Origin of the sequence: Clostridium sp., from assembly GCF_050717515.1 — a bacterium.
In the GTDB taxonomy this organism is placed as follows: Bacteria; Bacillota; Clostridia; order Clostridiales; family Clostridiaceae; genus Clostridium_AD.
Window position 1 is genome coordinate 36840 of the sequence record NZ_JBOITL010000027.1, and the last position, 18795, is coordinate 55634.

At 30.6% G+C, this 18795-nt stretch carries 25 protein-coding genes; 24 read left to right on the forward strand and 1 reads right to left on the reverse strand.

Going from position 1 to position 18795, the window contains the following annotated elements:
- Positions 1-158 precede the first annotated feature (158 nt).
- From ACREV6_RS12990 to ACREV6_RS13055, 14 genes are all read left to right on the forward strand, one after another.
- A complete protein-coding gene (locus ACREV6_RS12990) occupies positions 159-905 on the forward strand; it encodes a class I SAM-dependent methyltransferase (RefSeq protein WP_431578458.1) in 747 nt (248 codons plus the stop codon).
- A gap of 14 nt (positions 906-919) precedes the next feature.
- Positions 920-1384 (forward strand): GNAT family N-acetyltransferase, encoded by a 465-nt coding sequence (locus ACREV6_RS12995; protein WP_431578459.1) that lies wholly within the window; start codon positions 920-922, stop codon positions 1382-1384.
- Positions 1385-1412: 28 nt separating this feature from the next.
- Positions 1413-2354, forward strand: a complete 942-nt coding sequence (locus tag ACREV6_RS13000; protein ID WP_431578460.1) for a DUF1028 domain-containing protein — start codon at positions 1413-1415, stop codon at positions 2352-2354.
- A 427-nt stretch (positions 2355-2781) separates the two neighbouring features.
- A complete protein-coding gene (locus tag ACREV6_RS13005) occupies positions 2782-3003 on the forward strand; it encodes a GNAT family N-acetyltransferase (protein WP_431578461.1) in 222 nt (73 codons plus the stop codon).
- 21 nt (positions 3004-3024) lie between these two features.
- Positions 3025-3957 (forward strand): homocysteine S-methyltransferase family protein, encoded by a 933-nt coding sequence (locus ACREV6_RS13010; protein ID WP_431578462.1) that lies wholly within the window; start codon positions 3025-3027, stop codon positions 3955-3957.
- Between the two features lie 325 nt (positions 3958-4282).
- Positions 4283-5617, forward strand: coding sequence for a M20/M25/M40 family metallo-hydrolase (locus ACREV6_RS13015; RefSeq protein ID WP_431578463.1), 1335 nt, complete (start codon positions 4283-4285; stop codon positions 5615-5617).
- A 44-nt stretch (positions 5618-5661) separates the two neighbouring features.
- Positions 5662-6354, forward strand: coding sequence for a 4Fe-4S double cluster binding domain-containing protein (locus ACREV6_RS13020; RefSeq protein WP_431578464.1), 693 nt, complete (start codon positions 5662-5664; stop codon positions 6352-6354).
- A 130-nt stretch (positions 6355-6484) separates the two neighbouring features.
- Positions 6485-6847 (forward strand): HD domain-containing protein, encoded by a 363-nt coding sequence (locus ACREV6_RS13025; protein WP_431578465.1) that lies wholly within the window; start codon positions 6485-6487, stop codon positions 6845-6847.
- 45 nt (positions 6848-6892) lie between these two features.
- Positions 6893-7210, forward strand: coding sequence for a hypothetical protein (locus tag ACREV6_RS13030; RefSeq protein ID WP_431578466.1), 318 nt, complete (start codon positions 6893-6895; stop codon positions 7208-7210).
- A gap of 40 nt (positions 7211-7250) precedes the next feature.
- Positions 7251-7607, forward strand: a complete 357-nt coding sequence (locus tag ACREV6_RS13035; RefSeq protein WP_503417272.1) for a hypothetical protein — start codon at positions 7251-7253, stop codon at positions 7605-7607.
- Positions 7595-7855, forward strand: coding sequence for a TIGR04076 family protein (locus ACREV6_RS13040; protein WP_431578467.1), 261 nt, complete (start codon positions 7595-7597; stop codon positions 7853-7855). The genes ACREV6_RS13035 and ACREV6_RS13040 overlap by 13 nt, the downstream gene beginning before the upstream one ends.
- A 119-nt stretch (positions 7856-7974) precedes the next feature.
- Positions 7975-8784 carry a DNA polymerase III subunit beta gene (locus ACREV6_RS13045; protein WP_431578468.1) on the forward strand — a complete coding sequence of 270 codons (810 nt, stop codon included), beginning with the start codon at positions 7975-7977 and terminating at the stop codon, positions 8782-8784.
- Positions 8768-9382, forward strand: coding sequence for a class I SAM-dependent methyltransferase (locus ACREV6_RS13050; protein WP_431578469.1), 615 nt, complete (start codon positions 8768-8770; stop codon positions 9380-9382). Before ACREV6_RS13045 ends, ACREV6_RS13050 begins: the two co-directional genes overlap by 17 nt.
- A 61-nt stretch (positions 9383-9443) precedes the next feature.
- Positions 9444-10106 carry a class I SAM-dependent methyltransferase gene (locus ACREV6_RS13055; protein ID WP_431578470.1) on the forward strand — a complete coding sequence of 221 codons (663 nt, stop codon included), beginning with the start codon at positions 9444-9446 and terminating at the stop codon, positions 10104-10106.
- Positions 10107-10197: 91 nt separating this feature from the next.
- On the opposite strand, the gene ACREV6_RS13060 is transcribed toward ACREV6_RS13055, so the two are convergent.
- A complete protein-coding gene (locus tag ACREV6_RS13060) occupies positions 10198-10536 on the reverse strand; it encodes a hypothetical protein (protein WP_431578471.1) in 339 nt (112 codons plus the stop codon).
- A 478-nt stretch (positions 10537-11014) separates the two neighbouring features.
- Between ACREV6_RS13060 and ACREV6_RS13065 the strand changes: the two genes are divergently transcribed.
- The 10 genes from ACREV6_RS13065 to ACREV6_RS13110 all read left to right on the forward strand — a co-directional run bounded on the left by ACREV6_RS13065 (position 11015) and on the right by ACREV6_RS13110 (position 18701).
- Positions 11015-12784: a M3 family oligoendopeptidase gene (locus ACREV6_RS13065; protein WP_431578472.1), complete on the forward strand. Its 1770-nt coding sequence runs from the start codon at positions 11015-11017 to the stop codon at positions 12782-12784.
- Between the two features lie 56 nt (positions 12785-12840).
- Positions 12841-13422, forward strand: a complete 582-nt coding sequence (locus ACREV6_RS13070) for a class I SAM-dependent methyltransferase (protein ID WP_431578473.1) — start codon at positions 12841-12843, stop codon at positions 13420-13422.
- A gap of 21 nt (positions 13423-13443) precedes the next feature.
- Positions 13444-14307 carry an alpha/beta fold hydrolase gene (locus tag ACREV6_RS13075; protein ID WP_431578474.1) on the forward strand — a complete coding sequence of 288 codons (864 nt, stop codon included), beginning with the start codon at positions 13444-13446 and terminating at the stop codon, positions 14305-14307.
- A gap of 34 nt (positions 14308-14341) precedes the next feature.
- Positions 14342-14965 carry a cyclase family protein gene (locus ACREV6_RS13080; protein ID WP_431578475.1) on the forward strand — a complete coding sequence of 208 codons (624 nt, stop codon included), beginning with the start codon at positions 14342-14344 and terminating at the stop codon, positions 14963-14965.
- Positions 14966-14990: 25 nt separating this feature from the next.
- On the forward strand, positions 14991-15242 hold the full coding sequence (locus ACREV6_RS13085) for a hypothetical protein (protein ID WP_431578476.1): 252 nt from the start codon (positions 14991-14993) through the stop codon (positions 15240-15242).
- Positions 15243-15366: 124 nt separating this feature from the next.
- A complete protein-coding gene (locus ACREV6_RS13090) occupies positions 15367-16194 on the forward strand; it encodes an MBL fold metallo-hydrolase (RefSeq protein ID WP_431578477.1) in 828 nt (275 codons plus the stop codon).
- A 118-nt stretch (positions 16195-16312) separates the two neighbouring features.
- The gene (locus tag ACREV6_RS13095) at positions 16313-16789 is read left to right on the forward strand and encodes a GNAT family N-acetyltransferase (protein WP_431578478.1); all 477 of its coding nucleotides are present in this window, start codon (positions 16313-16315) and stop codon (positions 16787-16789) included.
- A 20-nt stretch (positions 16790-16809) separates the two neighbouring features.
- A complete protein-coding gene (locus ACREV6_RS13100) occupies positions 16810-17307 on the forward strand; it encodes a cupin domain-containing protein (protein WP_431578479.1) in 498 nt (165 codons plus the stop codon).
- A gap of 57 nt (positions 17308-17364) precedes the next feature.
- Entirely contained in the window at positions 17365-17820 is a 456-nt protein-coding gene (locus ACREV6_RS13105) for a GNAT family N-acetyltransferase (protein ID WP_431578480.1), read from the forward strand.
- A gap of 152 nt (positions 17821-17972) precedes the next feature.
- Positions 17973-18701, forward strand: coding sequence for a sugar phosphate isomerase/epimerase family protein (locus ACREV6_RS13110; RefSeq protein ID WP_431578481.1), 729 nt, complete (start codon positions 17973-17975; stop codon positions 18699-18701).
- The last annotated feature ends 94 nt before the right edge of the window (positions 18702-18795 follow it).

Sequence of the window (18795 nt, forward strand, 5' to 3'; positions counted from 1 at the left end):
TCAACGACATTTTAGAAGGAAAGACTCCCACTTCTATAAGTGGGAGTTACAAGCTATAACAAATAAAAAACTTCAGTGGGAGTCTAAATCTCCTTCTGAAGTCGTTAATTGCAGCATCGCAGATGATGATTTAATATAAAAAGGGGGTAAAAAATAGTATGACTACAGTAAATTACAATAGTATAAGCAAAATATATGACCAAGTGAGGGAAGAGGAGTTGGAAGTTGTTCTGGAGTTATTATCTGAAAGTGAATTTTCTAAAGAAACAACAATATTAGATATTGGTTGCGGAACTGGAAACTATACTAATATCATAGAAAAAATAACAAATGCTAAAGTTTATGGTATGGATGCCTCAGAGGGGATGTTAAAAAAAGCTAAAGAAAAAAATTGTAATATAACTTTTTTATTAGGAGATGCTTGTTCAATACCATCTAAAGAAAACTACTTTTCATTAATTTACATGACTGATGTTATACATCATATATCTGATATTGATAAAATGTTTGCTGATATTTTTAGAATATTAAAAAATAATGGTAAAGTGTGCATTGTTACACAATCACATAGACAAATAGACCTCCGATATATGTCAGAATTCTTTCCTGCAACTGCTATAGTAGACAAACTAAGGTATCCAGATATTGACCAAATAGTTTCCTCAGCTAGCAAAAATAATTTAAAGTTTATAAAAGAAAAAACAATCGGAGAAGGTGAAGAAATTAAATTAGGTAATCACTATTTTGAATTAATAGAAAAAAAGGGGTATTCAATGCTACACCTAATTTCTAATGAGGATTTTGACAATGGACTACAACTGGTTAGAAATGAGATGATTAATGGTAATATAATTAGGAAATCAGCTGGAGATACGTTAGTTTGGTTTGAAAAAGAAGAAAACTAGAGTAGAGGTGTTGTATGGAAATAACAATATTAAAAGGGAGCATGGATTATATAAATGATTGTGAGGAGGCATTATTAAATTCTGAACTAGGAAAAAAGTATTTTTCAGAAAAAGGAAGCGCTAGAAAGGCATTAGAGGATGGATTTAATAAGGAAGAGATATATGTTGCCCTAGATATTAATCATAATTGTAAGGGGTTCATATGGTTCATTTTAGAGGGTGCATTTCATTCATTTCCATATCTTCACATTATTGCAGTCAAAAGAGAAAATCGCAAATTTGGCATAGGAAAAAAACTATTAGAATTTTTTGAGGACAGCTGTTTTAGAGACTATACAAAACTATTTCTAGTAGTTGCAGATTTTAATCCAGCTGCCAAAATCCTGTATGAAAGGATTGGATATAAAGAAATTGCTATTATACCAAATTTATATAGAGAAGGAATAACTGAATATTTAATGATGAAATTAAGAAAGTAGTTATTTACTAAACTTCGGGAGGGAATAGATGGATAAAATCAATTATACTGAGTTTTCAAATACATATTCCATTGTTGCATTTGATCCTATCAAAAATCAGTTGGGTATTGCAATGCAAACTCATAATTTTGCTGCATGCAACCGTGTTATTTACGCAGAACCCGGTGTTGGTGTAGTTGCAAGTCAATCATATACAAATCCTATTTATGGGTTTGACGGCATTAAAATGATGAAGGCGGGTAAATTGCCCAAACAAATACTGAAAGATTTAATAGAAGGAGATATAGATTCAGAATATAGACAAGTTGGAATTATAGATGCTAAAGGTAACGTTTTTGCACATACAGGAAATAATTGCGTTAGAGAAGCAGGTCATCGAATAGGTAAATATTATTCATGTCAAGCTAATATGATGTTAAAAAACACAGTTTGGGATGCAATGGGAAGTGCATTCGAAAGCTATGATGGTGAATTAATTGATCGTATTATGTACGCAATGGAAGCTGCTGAATCTGAAGGTGGGGATATTCGTGGAGCACAATCTGCAGCAATCACTATAGTCACATCAGAGCCAATTGACAAACCGTGGTTAGGTTATATTTATGATTTCAAAGTATATGATAATCCTAAGCCTTTAAAAGAACTTCGGCGGCTCATTAACTTAAAAAAAGCTAATAACTGCATTAGTAGTTCTCAGCGTATACTTCATGAAGGAATCTTAGATAGTGCAAAAATATCTTCATCAATTGAGCAGTTTAATTTTGCTGTAAATAAAATACCTAATCAAGATAGCAGAATACAGTACCAATTTTATTACGCTATGAGCTTATTAAAGTGCGGTTTAAAAGATGAGTCAATTCCTTTGCTCAAAAGCGTATTTACAGCTAATCCAATTTGGAAAGAGCTTGCATCTAGAATTGCAAAAGCAGAATCTAATGAATCTCTCTCTCAAATAATAAATAATATTTAAACTTAAAGGATAAAACTTATAACATGAAATATTTATAACTTACAATTAAGTCGAAAAGGTATAGTGGAAAATAAGATGGGTACTGCTAATTAGATGAAGAGATAATCTGAGACAAGTATTAAATAAGTATTTTATATGAGGGGGTAGAAAATTGACAAATAGAATATATTTTAAAAAATTTCTTACTGAGGATGACTTTCAATGTTTTTTAAACTTAGTTTTAAATGAAAAAATAATGGTAATGAATTATGGAAGAGTGTTTCTATTATAAGAAGCAAAAAAATGCTACAAACGTTTATTAGAAAATAATAAAAGACATAAAGATTTTGGACACTTTAAGGTTTTTGAAACGGCTACAAATATTTTTATAGGTTCAGCTGCACTATCAATAAACGATGACTTTACTGAGGCGGAAGTCGAATAGTTATTGCTCCCTGCGTATTGGGGAAAGGGGTATGGAAGCAAAATTGTTGGAGAATTATTAAATAAGGCTGAGGGAACAAAGAGTATACAACAAGTTATAGCGATAACATCTCCTAATAATATAGGATCAAAGAAAATACTGTTAAATAATGATTTTGTATCATGCAAGATATATGAAATTGATGATGGTTCACCAGCGGAAATGTTCACCAAATGTTTTAATTAATCACCACTAAAGGAGCTAAAAATGGATTTTGAAAGTTGCTACAATAATTCCCCTTTTATTTTAATGGAAGGTGCATTGGGTGAGCGTTTAAAAAGAGAATACAATATTCCTTTTGACGAGGTAATTGCCCTTGCCGGTCATATATACAATGAAAAATCTAAGCAAGCACTTAAAGAATTATTTCATCAATACATAAAAACATCTCAACATTATAATTTGCCGATTGTGCTAACAACACCAACTCGCAGAGCAAATAAAGAACGTGTTGCACAATCTAAATATAATAAGAGTATTATTTATGACAATGTTTCATTCTTACGTGAAATAAAACAGGATTATCCTTCCAATGTTTATATTGGTGGACTTATGGGGTGTAAGGGTGATGCTTACAAATCAACTGATGTTTTGTCTGAGAAAGAAGCATTTGAATTTCATTCGTGGCAATCTTTATTGTTTAAGGAAGCTAAAGCTGATTTTTTATATGCAGGTATTATGCCAGCTTTATCGGAAGCTGTAGGTATGGCAAGGGCAATGGAAAATGCAGGTCTACCATATATTATTAGCTTTATGATAAGACATGATGGTAAATTAATAGACGGTACAACAATTCATGAAGCTATAAGCACAATTGATAATATTACAAATCGTAACCCTATTTGCTATATGACAAATTGTGTTCACCCAAAGGTAGTTGCTAACGCGTTATCTAAGACATATAACCAAACAGCTACAGTGAAAAAAAGGTTTAAAGGAATACAAGCAAATACCTCTCCTCTCTCACCAGAAGAACTTGACAGTTGTTATGATTTGAAAACTTCAGATGCCTATAATTTGGCAAATGATATGTTAAAACTACACAAAGACTTTAACCTTAAAATTTTCGGAGGTTGCTGTGGTACAGATAACACTCACATGAATGAAATTGCCAAAAGGTTAAATCAGATTCTAATTTGAAACATATGTACAAAAGTATTCTTTGATTTAATAGTGATTTCCTACCAAGTAAATTTTTTTAAAAATAGGAAGGAACATACTAATGCATAGATTTAAAACATTAGAAAAAACAGAAATTAAGGATTATATTATAGAGTATAGTAATAATCTTTAATTGTAAAAAAATGTAAATAGGCATAAGATTATATAAGGAAGAGGGTAATAAAATATGGATATGCAAAAAAAATATTCTACATAGAAATGATTTTCAATAAGGGGGGACACTTCTGACTGGTCATCAACCTAGAAAAAATGGAAAGATCAATCTTAAGAGGGGGAAATAAAAATGAAAAAAAACCAAAAACTTATAGCTGCAGTTTGTGCACTACTTACTACTCTATCTCTTACGGCTTGCGAATTGCCTTTTACAAGCAAATCTAAAAGTGTGGTTAATGTTAACAACATAAATTTTACTGATTTCTCAAAGGATATTTCAGCAGACGGGATTTACAGCACAATTAAAAAGTTTTCAGCTACAGATAATGCAAGAATTACAGGCTTTGAAGGAGAAAAGAACTCAGCAGAGTATATAACAAAACAATTTAAGGATATGGGATTTAATGTAACAGAGCAAAGTTTTCCAATTAAGGCATTCAGATGCGCAGGAACAGAAGTGAATATTATTACCAACGGAAACAAAAAAATCAGTTCTAGTTTTTTAACCTTTAGTAAGGCCACAGCAAAGGAAGGAATCGCCGTAGATATTGTTTTTGGAGGTATGGGTACTGATAGTGAGCTAGAAAATGCTAAAGTTAAAGATAAGCTTGTACTTATGAAACGTGGGGGAGAGTTTTTTAGGGCTAAAACAGAACGAGCATTTGCAAAAGGCGCTGTTGGAGCTATTTTTTATGATCCTTATGAAGAACAACTTATATCGGCTACTTTAGTGGAACCATCTAGCATTCCTGCAGTTTCAATATTGAAATCTGAGGGTGAAAATATTGTAGCTATGTTAGCTTCAGGTAAGTCCGTTAAGATTACTTTGAAGGTTGATAGTGAATGCAAGGATGGTACATCCAAAAATATAATTGCAACAATGAAGTCAAAAAAACAGAGCAATGGTAAAAATATTGTTGTTGGTGCACACTATGATGGTGTAGATACACCGGCAGCAAATGATAACGCCTCTGGTATAGCTACTGTAATGGAAGCTGCCAGGGTTATATCTAAGCAAAAACTTGATTGTGATATTAAGTTTATTGCCTTTGGCGCTGAAGAAATAGGACTTGTCGGTTCAAATTATTATGTAGCTTCTTTAACTTCTAAGGATAAAAGCAACATTATAGCCATGCTAAATATTGATATGGTGGGGGTAGGTGATACATTAACGGTACACACTATGAAAGCGGATACTAAATCTTTGCCAGCTGATTTAGCCGTAACTTGTATGAATAAATTTAAGTATAAAAATGCAAGAACTGAACAAGAAAGTAGTGACCATGTTGCTTTTGAATCTTCAGGGATACCGGTAGCTTATTTTGAATATGGTCCGGATGAAAGTTACCATACAGATAAGGATACTATAGATAGGATACAAAAAGAAGATCTTCTTCATACCTGTAATGTATTAATAAATATGTGTAATGAAATCGGGAAAAATCCTGAGGGCTTCTCAAAATAATATTTGTGTATTTATCCCTTAATTTGATTTAGAAAGGTGAAATTATGATTAAAAATGAGTTAAGTGAATATTTGGAAAGTCTTGGGGCGTCGTTAGTTGGATTTGCCGATTTAAGCAATTTTGATACTTCTTCATTTAATAATATGAATTATGGTATCGCATTTGGTATCAAAATAGGATCTAAAATTATAGAAGCTATTAATGAAGGTCCTACAAAAGAATATTATGAAGAATATACTCAATTAAACAAAGACCTCGATAACATTGTCATATCATGTGTAAAATATATAGAAGACATAGGATATAATGCAATAGGACAAACTTCAACATATGTTACCAGTGACAATAAATTAACTACACCTTTGCCACATAAAACAGTGGCTACACGTGCAGGATTAGGATGGATTGGCAAAAACGCACTATTAATTACACCTAAATATGGGTCTGCAATCCGTATATCTTCAGTTATAACTAACATGCCACTTCTAACTGATATTCCTATAAATGAGTCTAAATGTGGAACCTGTACTAATTGTGTTAATACTTGCCCTGCATCAGCAATTAAAGGAACACTATGGAATTTTGCTTCAACAAGAGAGGAATTATTAGACCCTTTTAAATGTAGAAAAAAGGCAAGAGAACTATCAAATGCAAAAATAGGGATAGAGATATCTTTGTGTGGTAAATGTATTGAAGTTTGTCCATTTACAAAGAGGTATACAAGGTTACATCATTAAATTTGCAAATAAATGTTATGTTTATTTAAGTAAGCTAATAAAAAGGCTATGAAGAGGGCTACATCGGGCATAAAACCAAGAAAATCAGATCCAATTCCAAGTCAAATTTATTCGGAAGGAAAAGTGTAGATTGGAAGAAATATTTAATTCTTTAATAGAAGATTTAACATTTACAGGAGAGTTAGTAACAGACTCGAATAGATTTCTAACAAAACATAGCAGATTTAGGATTGCAGAACATTCTCTAAGAGTTGCAAAGAAAGCAAAAGTATTAGCTAAGCAGTACGGTGCTAATGAAAATCTAGCAGAAGTAGCAGGATTATTGCATGATATAGGTGGCGTCTATCCAAATGATAGACGAGTTGAAATTTCAAACATGCTTAACCTTAATATCTTGTATGAGGAGGAAGTGTTACCATTAATTCTTCATCAAAAGATATCTATGGTAACGGCAGAACAAATTTTTAAAATTAAGTCTTGTGAAGTAAAATAAATGTATTCTACATGTAAATAGTTAGTAAGGAATGGAGGAGTTAATATGGGTGATTTATGCAAGAAAATTTTATTTCTAGGTAATAGTTATATATATGTAAATGATTTGCCTAATGTTTTATCAAATTTAGCACTATCTGGTGGGTTTGATTTGATAACAAATCATGTTACAAGGGGAGGTGCTAGACTACAAGATTTTCTTAACAATGAAGACGAGCTAAGTAATATTTCTAATTATAAGTTGAAGAAAAACAAGTGGGATTTTGTAATATTACAAGAACAAAGTCAAATTCCCTCTATTCCAAATGAATGTGAAACAAAAATGTATCCAAGCATAAGATTACTTAACAATAATATTACTTAACAATAATATTAAAAGCTTTGGTGCTGAAACTGTATTATTTATGACTTGGGGGCGTCGATTTGGGGATACTGAAATTGGATTTGAAAATTTCGAAACCATGCAAGAAGCTTTAAAAGAGGGTTATACCAAAATAGCAAATGAATTAACATTATCAGTTGCACCAGTTGGAATAGCATGGTTAAAAGCAAAACAGAAAGATAAAGATATTCTACTATGGGATGAAGATGGTAGTCATCCATCAATTATGGGAACATACTTAACCGCTTGTGTGTTTTATGTTTTGCTACTAAAACAAAATCCTGTAGGCTTATCATATTCTGCTGGCATACCAAAAGAGATGGCAAGGTTTTTACAGGAAATAGCATTAGAAAGTATGACAATAAATTGCTTAAAGTAAAACTAACAATCCTGGAAAGTAATTGCAGATGTGGCTATCATAAAAACAATGACTCTTATATTGTAGAAGATATTTGTCCACCTATATGTCATGAATTATGGAATACTATTTATCCAAGCGTATATGTTCTTTTAAATGGAGGCAGTTTAGATTATGGCAACACTAAGGCGAAAAAATTTGAAATGAAGTGTCCAGATAATGGTAGGGTAGTAATACGTGGGGAGGTATTTACGGTCACGAAACGTTAAATATCATTAGATATGCCATTATACTATTTTTATTTAAGCAAACTTATGAAAATGCTATGAATAGAGCTACTCGCTATAATTGTAGTTAATGCGAAGTTAAAGATGGGAGATGGAAATGAATGGACAATCTAATAATAAAATCACTTGAAGAATTTGTAAATAAGTCAAATATGCTTTTAAATCATAGTATATTATCGGCCTATTGCTTTGGTTCAGCAATTTATGAAGATTTTCATAATGGATATAGTGATCTGGATTTTTTTATTATTACTGATAACATAATAAGTGAAGATGATTTTCAAAAATTTTCATCATGGAGAACCCAATTGAAGAATTCAGCGCATCCGTATTTTTCGGTCTTAGAGGGAGAAATAATTTCTAAAAATGCAATTAAAAATGATATAGAGTCAAATACAATATATTGGGGAACATCAAAAGATAGCTTGAATCTGAAATATGGACTATCTGGATTTTCATTAAGAGGATTGATAAATGAAGGATATTTGATTTTCGGAAAAGATTTAAGAGACGAATTACCATATCCAAGTGATACAAAAATGTTAAATCAAGTAAATTACATGGTAGAAACAATTATAAAACATGCACAAGTTACTAATGAGGATATTCATTCGGTAGATTGGTTATTCTTAATAAGTCAATCAATTTATTGGCTTAAAACTTTAGATACTACGGGAAAAACAAATGCTGCAAAATGGGTAATAGATAACTGTGATTATAGTTGGATCGGGATATTACAAAAGGCAATCACAATACGACAAGCGCCTATACTTGCTATCACAAATGAAAATAAAGAATGGCTTAAAAATTTAGGAGGGGTTATACAGTGTGCCTGTAAAACTTTAAGTTTAGAGCGAGCTGAGTATATAAAGATTATAAGAGAGGAGAATAATTATGAAGCCAGTTTTTAGACAGAATCAATTATTTACTTTTTTGTTATTTTGTAATGATGTTGAATTAGAGAAGAGGGTATTGGATTGTGGAGCAGGAGGGAATCTTCCACCACTTGCAATATTTGCAGAGCATGGATATGCAACTCATGGTATTGATATAAGCCAATCTCAAATTGAGCAAGCAAGGAATTTTGAGGTAGAGCATAATTTAGAATTGGGGATTAAGGAAGGTGATATGAAATTATTGCCTTTTAAAGATAAGTCTATAAGCTTTATCTACTCATATAATTCCATATTTCATATGAGCAAATCGGAAATTGGCATAGCGGTTAAAGAGATTTATAGAGTATTACCTAAAGGTGGACTAGCATTTATAAATTTCACATCAACAAGTGATTTTAGAGCAACTATGGGTGAGAAAGTTAGAGATGGTGAATATCTACAAGAAGAACATGGTGAGAAAATATTGCACAGTTATTTTGAAGAAAATGAGGCAGAGAAGTTTTTTGATGGATTTAAGGTTATTTATAAGGAACGAAGAATTAGAGATGGTTATGCACGCAAAGATGTGAAGATTACATTAGGCTTTATAGATTATATTATTGAGAAGTTATAAAATCACTAGGGAATAAATAGAATGTAAATTCCCTTAATTAGTTTCAACGAGGAGGAAAATTATGATTAAATCAAAAGCCTGGGACTGGAGTAAAAACAAAAGTAACGGCTGGTTAGTACCATCAATAGAGGCATGTTATTTATCTGAATCATGGAAATCAAAAAGCTTTAACAAGTTTCTGGATTTGGGTTGTGGATTGGGCAGACACTCTATCTATTTTGCTAAGAAAGGGTTTGAAGTCAATTCTTTAGATTTATCCGAATATGGAGTCAATCACTTGAAAAGGTGGGCAGAGGAAGAACAGGTAGATATTGCAGTAGATATTTGTGACATGTTAAATTTGCCATTTAAGAATGATTCCTTTGATTGTATAATGGCTTACAATGTCGTATACCATAGTGACACTGATGGATTTATTAAGTCGCTTGATGAAATAAAAAGAGTTTTAAAAAGCGGAGGAGAGCTATTTATTACTCTGCTTTCAAAAGATACATGGTCATATCAAAGAGCTGATAATTATAAGCGAATTGATAATAATACAATCTTGAGGGATGAACATGATACAGAAAGGGATGTTCCACATTTTTATGTAGATATTGAAGATATAAAAAAATATTTTATTGATTTTGAATTTGTAAATTTACCTGTTGAGCAAACAGAATATAACATGGATAATACAGAATATTTTTCTAAACACTTTAATTTGATTGTTAGAAAAAAATAGATTTATGTTATCAGTGTACATAAATGTTTGGTGGAGTTAAGATAATGATATTGCCCGTGATCAAATAAGCATGAGAAGCCATTTGACACGTTTACTGGTGGTCATTATTTTTATTCCTAGTATAGTGAGCACCTCTAATTACAATGGTATTTGTGTTTTCATCTTTTTTACGTTTAAGATTTCCTGTAATTTTCGCCATAAGCTGCTGAGCTTCCAAACTACCTGTACCTTGAATTTTAAATAGAAATTTCTGGGCTTTTTCGCCCGAGAGTATTTTTATAAGCTTATCATACCAATAAATAAATACCCTATTGTCTTTCTTTATATTGTAAAAAAAAATAACTTCTGATGTCTGATTCTCATTTTCTTCTTTATACATAACTAATGCACCTCTTTTAAATTCAACTAAGTTAAGTATATGTGGTATCATTTGGATTCTAAAGATAAAGTTTGCTTATATTTAATTTTTAACTAGTTTATAATACATTTTGATAAATATAGTAATGGTTTTGATAATTTTTAAGGATTGCATAATAAAGAAATTAAAAGATTGCAATGGTCAGATAATTTAAGTAGTGAAGAATTTACAATAAAATAAAGCGTCTTAAAACGAGTGTCATCTAAGGCTTTTCCAAGGAATAACTGTTAATATAAAGGTTGTTATGCTAAAATATAGTAAATAGTTTTATGTTTATTGCTTTTGCGTTGATTTTTTTATATTTAATGGTGACAAATGGAATTGTTTGCTTAATGTATAGAGAAAAGAGCTGAATTAAATTTTTCTAAAGGGGGTAGCATGGCTATGATGGATAGGGATACATAACTATGAATAAAGGAGAGTCTTATGAATAATATAGAAGATACATTATTTAGTGAACTAAATAGTAGTCTTAAGGAGATGGTTATTAATGGATTTAACATGGAATTTAGATACACTTTATACTTCCTTTAACTCTGAAAAGTTTAAAGGTGATGAAGAGCTTCTTAATGAATATATTATAAATTTAAACAAATGGGCTGAAAAAAATCTAAAAGATAGGAGCAACGCTACTTTTAAAATTGAAGAATTTTTAAATCTTTATAACGAATATAAAAGCTTATATTCATGCTTATATTGTTATGCATATTTAATTTCAAGTGCGGATTGTTCAAATGTAGAAGCAATGGACGTTTTAGATAATATGGAGGATAGGGATTCATCGGTTATAGAGACTTTTGTAAGTTTTAACAATTGGCTTAAGCATTTTAATAATATAGATGAGCTAATAGAGGCTTCACCATATCTTATAGAACATCGGTTTTATATTAAAGAACTTCTTTTGCAGTCAAAATATTTATTGAGCGAAGATGTAGAAGTAGTAATTGCAAAAATGCAGAGTACAGGCTCGAGATCATGGGAAAGACTTTATATGGAGCTCACTTCTACTATACTAATGGATATAAATATTGAAGGTGAATTAAAAAAAGTGTCGCTTTCAGAGCTGAGAAATATGGCATATGAGAAAAGTGAGTCTTTAAGAAAGGCAGCTTATTATGCAGAGGCTGACGCATGTAAAAGCATATCACAAGCATCTGCAGCATGTTTAAACGGAATTAGTGGTGAAGCACTTACTATTTATGATATGAGAGGTTATAAATCACCACTAGAAAAAGTCCTCAAGGTCTCAATGATGGATTATGAAACTTTAAATGCTATGTTTTCAGCTATAAAAGAACGCCTGCCTATATTTCATGAATATTATCATAAAAAGGCAGAAATTCTAGGACATAAAGTGAGCCTTCCCTTCTATGATATCTTTGCACCAGTGGGTGATGCTAATACAAAAATATCATATTTAGATGCCAGAGATTTAATTGTATCAAGCTTTAAAACTTTCAGTAAAGAACTTGCTGATTTTGCAAAAAAGGCCTTTGACAATAGATGGATTGATGCTGAGCCAAGAACTGGGAAAGGGAATTATGGACTGGATGTTGATATTTTTCCAATAAAAGAAAGTAGAATTTTGGCTAATTTTACTGGAAACTTTAGTGATGTTGCTGTACTTGCTCATGAAATTGGACATGCTTATCATAGTTATTGTCTTAGAAATGAAGAGATGTTAAATACGGATTATCCTAATCCTATTGCAGAAACAGCTGCAATTTTCTGTGAAACCATAGTAAATAAAGCATTGCTTAATATTCTACCAATCAATGAGGGTTTATCAATTTTAGAAAAAAGTATTTCAGATGCGGGTTATTATATTGTTGATTTTTATGGTAGGTATTTATTTGAAAACAAATTATTTGAAAGAAGAAAATCTGGTCAATTGTCTGTTGAAGAGTTAAATGAATTAATGCTGAATTGTATGGTAGAAGCTTATGGTGATAGTATTGATATTGAAACAATTCACCCATATATGTGGATGAATAAAGCTGGGTATTATATGGTTGGCAATGAATTCTTAAATTTCCCATATTCATTTGGGGTTTTATTCTCTAAAGGTGTTTATTCAGAATATATGAAAAAAGGAGAAGCTTTTGTAGAGCAATATAATATTTTTTTGAGTGCTACAAGTAAAAATAATATTGTTGATATTGCAAAGATAATTGATATAGACGTTCACTCAATAGATTTTTGGAGAAATGCATTAAATCTTATTCAAAAGGACATTGAAGTGTTTATTAACAGAGCATAGATTTATATTTTAAGCAGTGGAAATTTGAAGTTGATAACTGACTTAGGAGGATGATTATGACCATTAAAAACCAAAAAGAATATTTTAATAATACCTATGAAAAGTGGAAAGAAATATCTGATGAAAAAGGCAGCATTATAAATAAAGCTATAAATATATTAGGGATATCGGAAGGCCATTCGGTACTGGATGTAGCCTCAGGAACAGGTGTGTTATACTCAGTTTTAAAAAATATGCACTTAAGCAATTATGTAGCATTAGATATATCAGAAAATATGCTAAAAGAACTACAGCAGCTATATCCTGATGCAAAAACTATATGTGATGATTTTGATAAGGATATTAACTTCGTGGAAACATTTGATTATATTTTAATGTTTAATAGCATACCACATTTTGAAAACTTAAATATAGTGTTTTCAAATGCTAAGAAACATTTGAAAATTGGAGGTATTTTTGCAATAATACATTCAAAAACTAGAAAGGAAGTAAAAGAACATCATAAAAGAATAGGTTATAATTTGGGAAGAGAAGCAATTCCTAATGATGATACTTTATATGAGCTTGTAGCGAAATATGAATTTAGAGAAGTTATATTAAGAGATGATGATTTTTTCTATTTTAGTTGTAAAAATTAATTTGTTTTTAAGGAGAAATTTATGAAAGAGATTTATTTAAATAAAGAAGGAGTTAAGGCAAGAATCCATGAGTGGGGAAATTCAGAAAAACCAACAATTATATGCTTCCATGGCTTAGGGAGTACAAGCCTCAGTTTTATTGAATTAGGACATTTCTTACAGAATGAATATCATATTATATCTATAGATTTACCAGGTCATGGGAAAACACCTGACTTTTTAAAAGAAGAAGATTATGAGATGCCTAATATGATTAACTGGATTGACAAAATTGTTTCTAACATAACAAACGATAAATTTTATATATTGGCTCATTCCTGGGGTGCAGACATTGCACTTCATTATATATCTATTCATCCATCAAAAGTGATTAAGGCTATGCTACTGGATGGTGGATATTATATAAAAACAGATATCTACGCTTACAATGCATTAAGGTCAGGAATGATAGATTCTTTACAAAAGGAAATAGATTATTATATTAAGGACTTTGATGAATACTGTTTTGATACTTTGCAAGAACATATTGAAGTAGAAAAGGCTAACTATATTAGATGGTCTTGTTTATTAGAAGAAGCCTCAAGGGATTTAATACGAGTAGAAGAGGGTAAATATAAATACCATGCAAATGCTCGCACTGCAACAGGTGCTGTAAAGTCAATGTATCATTATCCGCCGGATTCTATTTATAACAGGTTACCAATTTCAATCTATTTGTTGCAAAGTACCTTGCCAGAATCTATGAATGAAATTAGAGAAACACTAGTTGAAAAATTTAAGAGTAATACAGGTTCAAAGACAAAGAGAATTGAAGGAGCAGGTCATATGCTCCATTGGGATAAACCTGATGAAGTTGTTAAAGAAATTTTATATTGGTTTAAGTAAAGAATTATATACAAAAACAGAATGGAGTGAGACTTTGGAACAATTAATAGATTTAACACATATAATTGAGGATACTATGCCTATTTATCCAGGAGATGTTTCAACAAACTTATTTCAAAATAAGTATCTAAGTATAAACAGCCACAATAATTTTAGATTAGAAATTAGTATGCATACAGGTACACATATAGATTCACCTATGCATTTAACTGAAAGCAATAAGTACATATCTGAACTATCTGTGGACTCATTTATAGCTACGGGTTGTATCCTAGATGTAAGAAATCAACCTATAATACAAATGAAAGCAGTATATGAAGATTTGATAAAAGAAAACAGTATAGTGCTACTTTATACCGGATTAGATAAACTTTACGGTATGCCAGAATATTATGAAGATCACCCACTTTTAGACATGGATTTATGCAAATTCTTATTAAAGAAAAATGTTAAAATGGTAGGTATAGATATGCCTTCACCAGATAAATCTCCTTTTGAAATTCATAAATTTCTTTTGGAAAATAAAATATGTATAATTGAGAATCTAACCAATATAGATAAATTATTGGGTAATAAAAATTTTGAAGTTATGGCCTTTCCATTAAAAATAAAGGCCGATAGTTCAATGGCAAGAGTTATTGCGAGAACTCAATTGTAATTCAAATGACTGGAGGAAAGCATAAATGGCTATTAATAAAAAAGAGGCTGAATGGCAAGACGTAAAAAAGAAGTGCAAGCTTAATGCTGAAACATTAAAGCAGGCAAAGGAAATGGGTTTGAATCCCAGGAGCCTAATTAAAAATATTCCGAATAAAAGTGAACAATGGAAAGCACCTGTAAGTGTTTGGATTCAAGATATGTATGAAGAAAGACAGGCTAAAGCAAATAAGAAGAAAGTTATGAAGGATGAGAAGGATAAAGATTTAATAGTTTAGGTTTCAGTATATTTGAAGAATAAATGATGGTGAGAGGGAAGTAATTTTGATAGCCCACACTGGTTACTAAGTGCCTTTTACACTCCACATATTTTACCGAGTATTTAATCTAAAGGAGATATTTATGAAAGTTATAACATTGTTTGAAAATAGAACTATCTCAAAAGAATATAAATGTAAGCATGGCTTATCATTGTATATAGAAACAGCTAATCATAAGATATTATTTGATACTGGAACAGATCAATCCTTTGCCTATAATGCTAGTAAGTTAGGTGTGAACCTGGAAGATATAGACATAGCCGTTATATCCCATGGCCATTATGATCATGGTGGTGGCCTAGAAACATTATTAAAACTCAACAGTAAAGCAAAGATTTACATGGGCAAGGGCGCATTTGATAATCATCTAGTAAAATTGCTTGGGATTATTAAATTTAATATAGGTTTGAAGAAAGAATTAATCAGTAATAATAGGTTTGTGTTCGTAGATGGATTGGCGAGAATAGATGACGAGCTTACTTTATTTGGTGACGTTAAGGGTAATAAGCTTCAGCCTAAAGGTAATAATAGGCTATTAAAAGAATGGAGTAATAAATCCATAGAAAAAGATGATTTTGAACATGAAATAAACCTATTGATTAATGAAGATAACAAAAATAGTCTATTTTGCGGATGTGCTCACAAAGGTATTATTAATATAATTGAGAGAACTAAAGATTTCATAGATAGAGATTTAAACACAGTAATTGGTGGATTTCATTTAATGAGAATGAATATTGAAAATCAAGATTCTAAAGCATTTTTAAATAATCTTTCAGCGGCTCTAATTAGCAGTAGTATTGCTAATTATTATACTTGCCATTGTACTGGTGAAAAAGCTTATAGTTATTTAAGTAAAACCATGAATAATTTAAATGAGTTAAAAACAGGAATGATTATTGAAGTATAGTTAGAAAGGGTAAGTGGAATTATGAATTTAGTTTTATATAGTAAATTAAGCGTTTATATTTAAACAAATGATTTATGTGTAATGCTAAATTACAACGATAACAAAAAAGGAGTTTTAGATGAATAATAAAATAGCATATTTAAAGATATATCCCGTTGATTATGAAATACTAACAATTATAATGACTTCTGCATTTAATGAAGATACATTTATTCACACTGATTTGAAAGAAGATGGTCCTTCAGGATACAATGACGGTCGCTTAATTAAATGGCTTAATGAACATAAAGATTTTGAAAGCTATAAAGTAGTTTATAATAATACTACCATTGGTGCTTATACTGTTGCGATTAATCTTAATGGTGAATACAGTTTGGAAATGTTATTTATTGATCCAAAATACAGAAAAAATCATCTGGGAACTATAGTGTGGAAAGATATAGAGAAAAAATATATAGATGCAAAAAAATGGACGGTTGAAACACCTGATTATTCAAAAAGAAACCACCATTTTTACACTAAAAATTGTGGTTTCGTATTTAGTAGAGAAAACATATGCGATAATGGCTGTAAATCTTTCATTTTTGAGAAATAATTTTAGAAAGGAGCTTTTACATGGCACAGATATTCACTGAAAATAATATATCATTTGAACTCAGACAATCACCTATTCCAGAATTCTCTTGGCATACAAGTCAGAAGTTGTCAGAAATAGTTAAATCAAAACATTTACAATTTGATGTAAGATCCCTTGATCCGGGTAAATATTCTTATCCATATCATTTTCATAGAAACTCCGAAGAGATATTTGTAATTTTATCTGGAAAAGCTACACTTCGAACACCAAATAAATTTGTGGAATTAAATAAAGGCGATATTGTATTTTTTGAAATTGGACCAGAAGGTGCTCATCAACTTTATAATCATACAGAGGTGCCATGCATGTTCATTGATATAGGTACCAATGTTGGCCTAGATGTCTGTGAATATCCTGATTCAGGAAAAATAAACATTTTACCCTATCAAGAGATATACCAAAGTAACCAAAAGGTAGATTATTATAAAGGTGAAGATAAAGTAAGTGAAAAATGGCCGCTGGGAGATATAACTTAGTTTTTAATTTATCTTCACTTATTGTGAGGAGAGTCTAAATTTAATCTGGAGGCATTTATGAATATTTGTATAGTTGAAAAAAGTATAAAAGAACTTGAACTTATAAAGCCATTATGGGAGCAACTCAATTGTGTTCACTTTGATAAATCAATTTATTTTAAGCGTAACTTCGAAAAATTCACCTTCGATAAAAGAGTCAAATCCATTTATGAAAAAGCACAAACTGGTATTATAAAGATAGATATGCTTTGGAATAGTGAAACTGAAAATTATGTAGGATATTGTCTAAGTTCAATTAATGATAATTTAGGAGAAATACAATCTATATACATTGAAAATGATTATCGGAAGTTTGGGTTAGGTGGTAAACTTATGGATAGTTCTTTGAGTTGGTTCAAATTAAATGGAATAACAAATATTGAAATTGGTGTAGTTTATTCAAATGAGGAATCATTGCCGTTTTACCAGCGCTATGGTTTTTATGTCGGAACCTATATTTTAAGAAGAAAATGATATTTATATAATAATGAATAATTCAAGTAGAAGTTAGATTTTAAATTGGATGGAAGACTAAGAGAGCATTATTGGATTAATGAAGATAAATATGATCAACTAAACTATTCAATGCTTAAATGTGAATTTAATGAATAAAGATGGAGGGGAAAATGATGCAGATAGGATGTTTAGCAAGATATTTTAACTTTTACAAAGAAGAAGTGGAATTTGCACAAAATAATAATTTTGAATTTATGCAAATATGGTATGACAGCAATGGAATTGCATTGAAGAAAGATCTAAATCCAATAGAAATAATTAAAGAATATGATTTTCCAACGATAATTCATGCTGTTTTGGATATAAATGAATTTGAAGAACATGTACCAAAACTAATTGAAATACTAAAATATTTAGGACACCATGAGTTAATAATTCATCCAATATGTAAAAGTGAAGAAATAACTACACAAACAATATATAAGCTATCAGATAAAGTAAGCTTTGCTTTAGGGGAACTATCAAAAGAAAATATAACTTTATACTTAGAAAATAACAGTAGATTAGATCCGATTTTTAATCAACCATATGAACTAGAAATTATGTTTGGGCAAAACCCAAATCTTCAATTCCTTCTTGATATAGCTCATATAGATAGCTATGACCATCTTAAATCTATGATTACAATAAAGATGCCTAAGATACTACATGTTGCAGATAGACATCTGGAAGTGATTCATGAACATCTACCTATAGGACAAGGCAATATAGATTTCAAGCATATATTCGCCAATATATTGCAGGATTTTCATGGCAAGATAATATTAGAAATTGTACAAGGCTCAAGTGATATAATTAGTTCAAAGACTAGGATTGAGCAGTACTGCCGAATCATATAAATCTTTGTTTTTCATATTTTATACAACTTAAAACTTAGGAAGAGAGAATTTTGAAAAAGAATAAACTGCTTACAATTTACAGAAATACAAGATA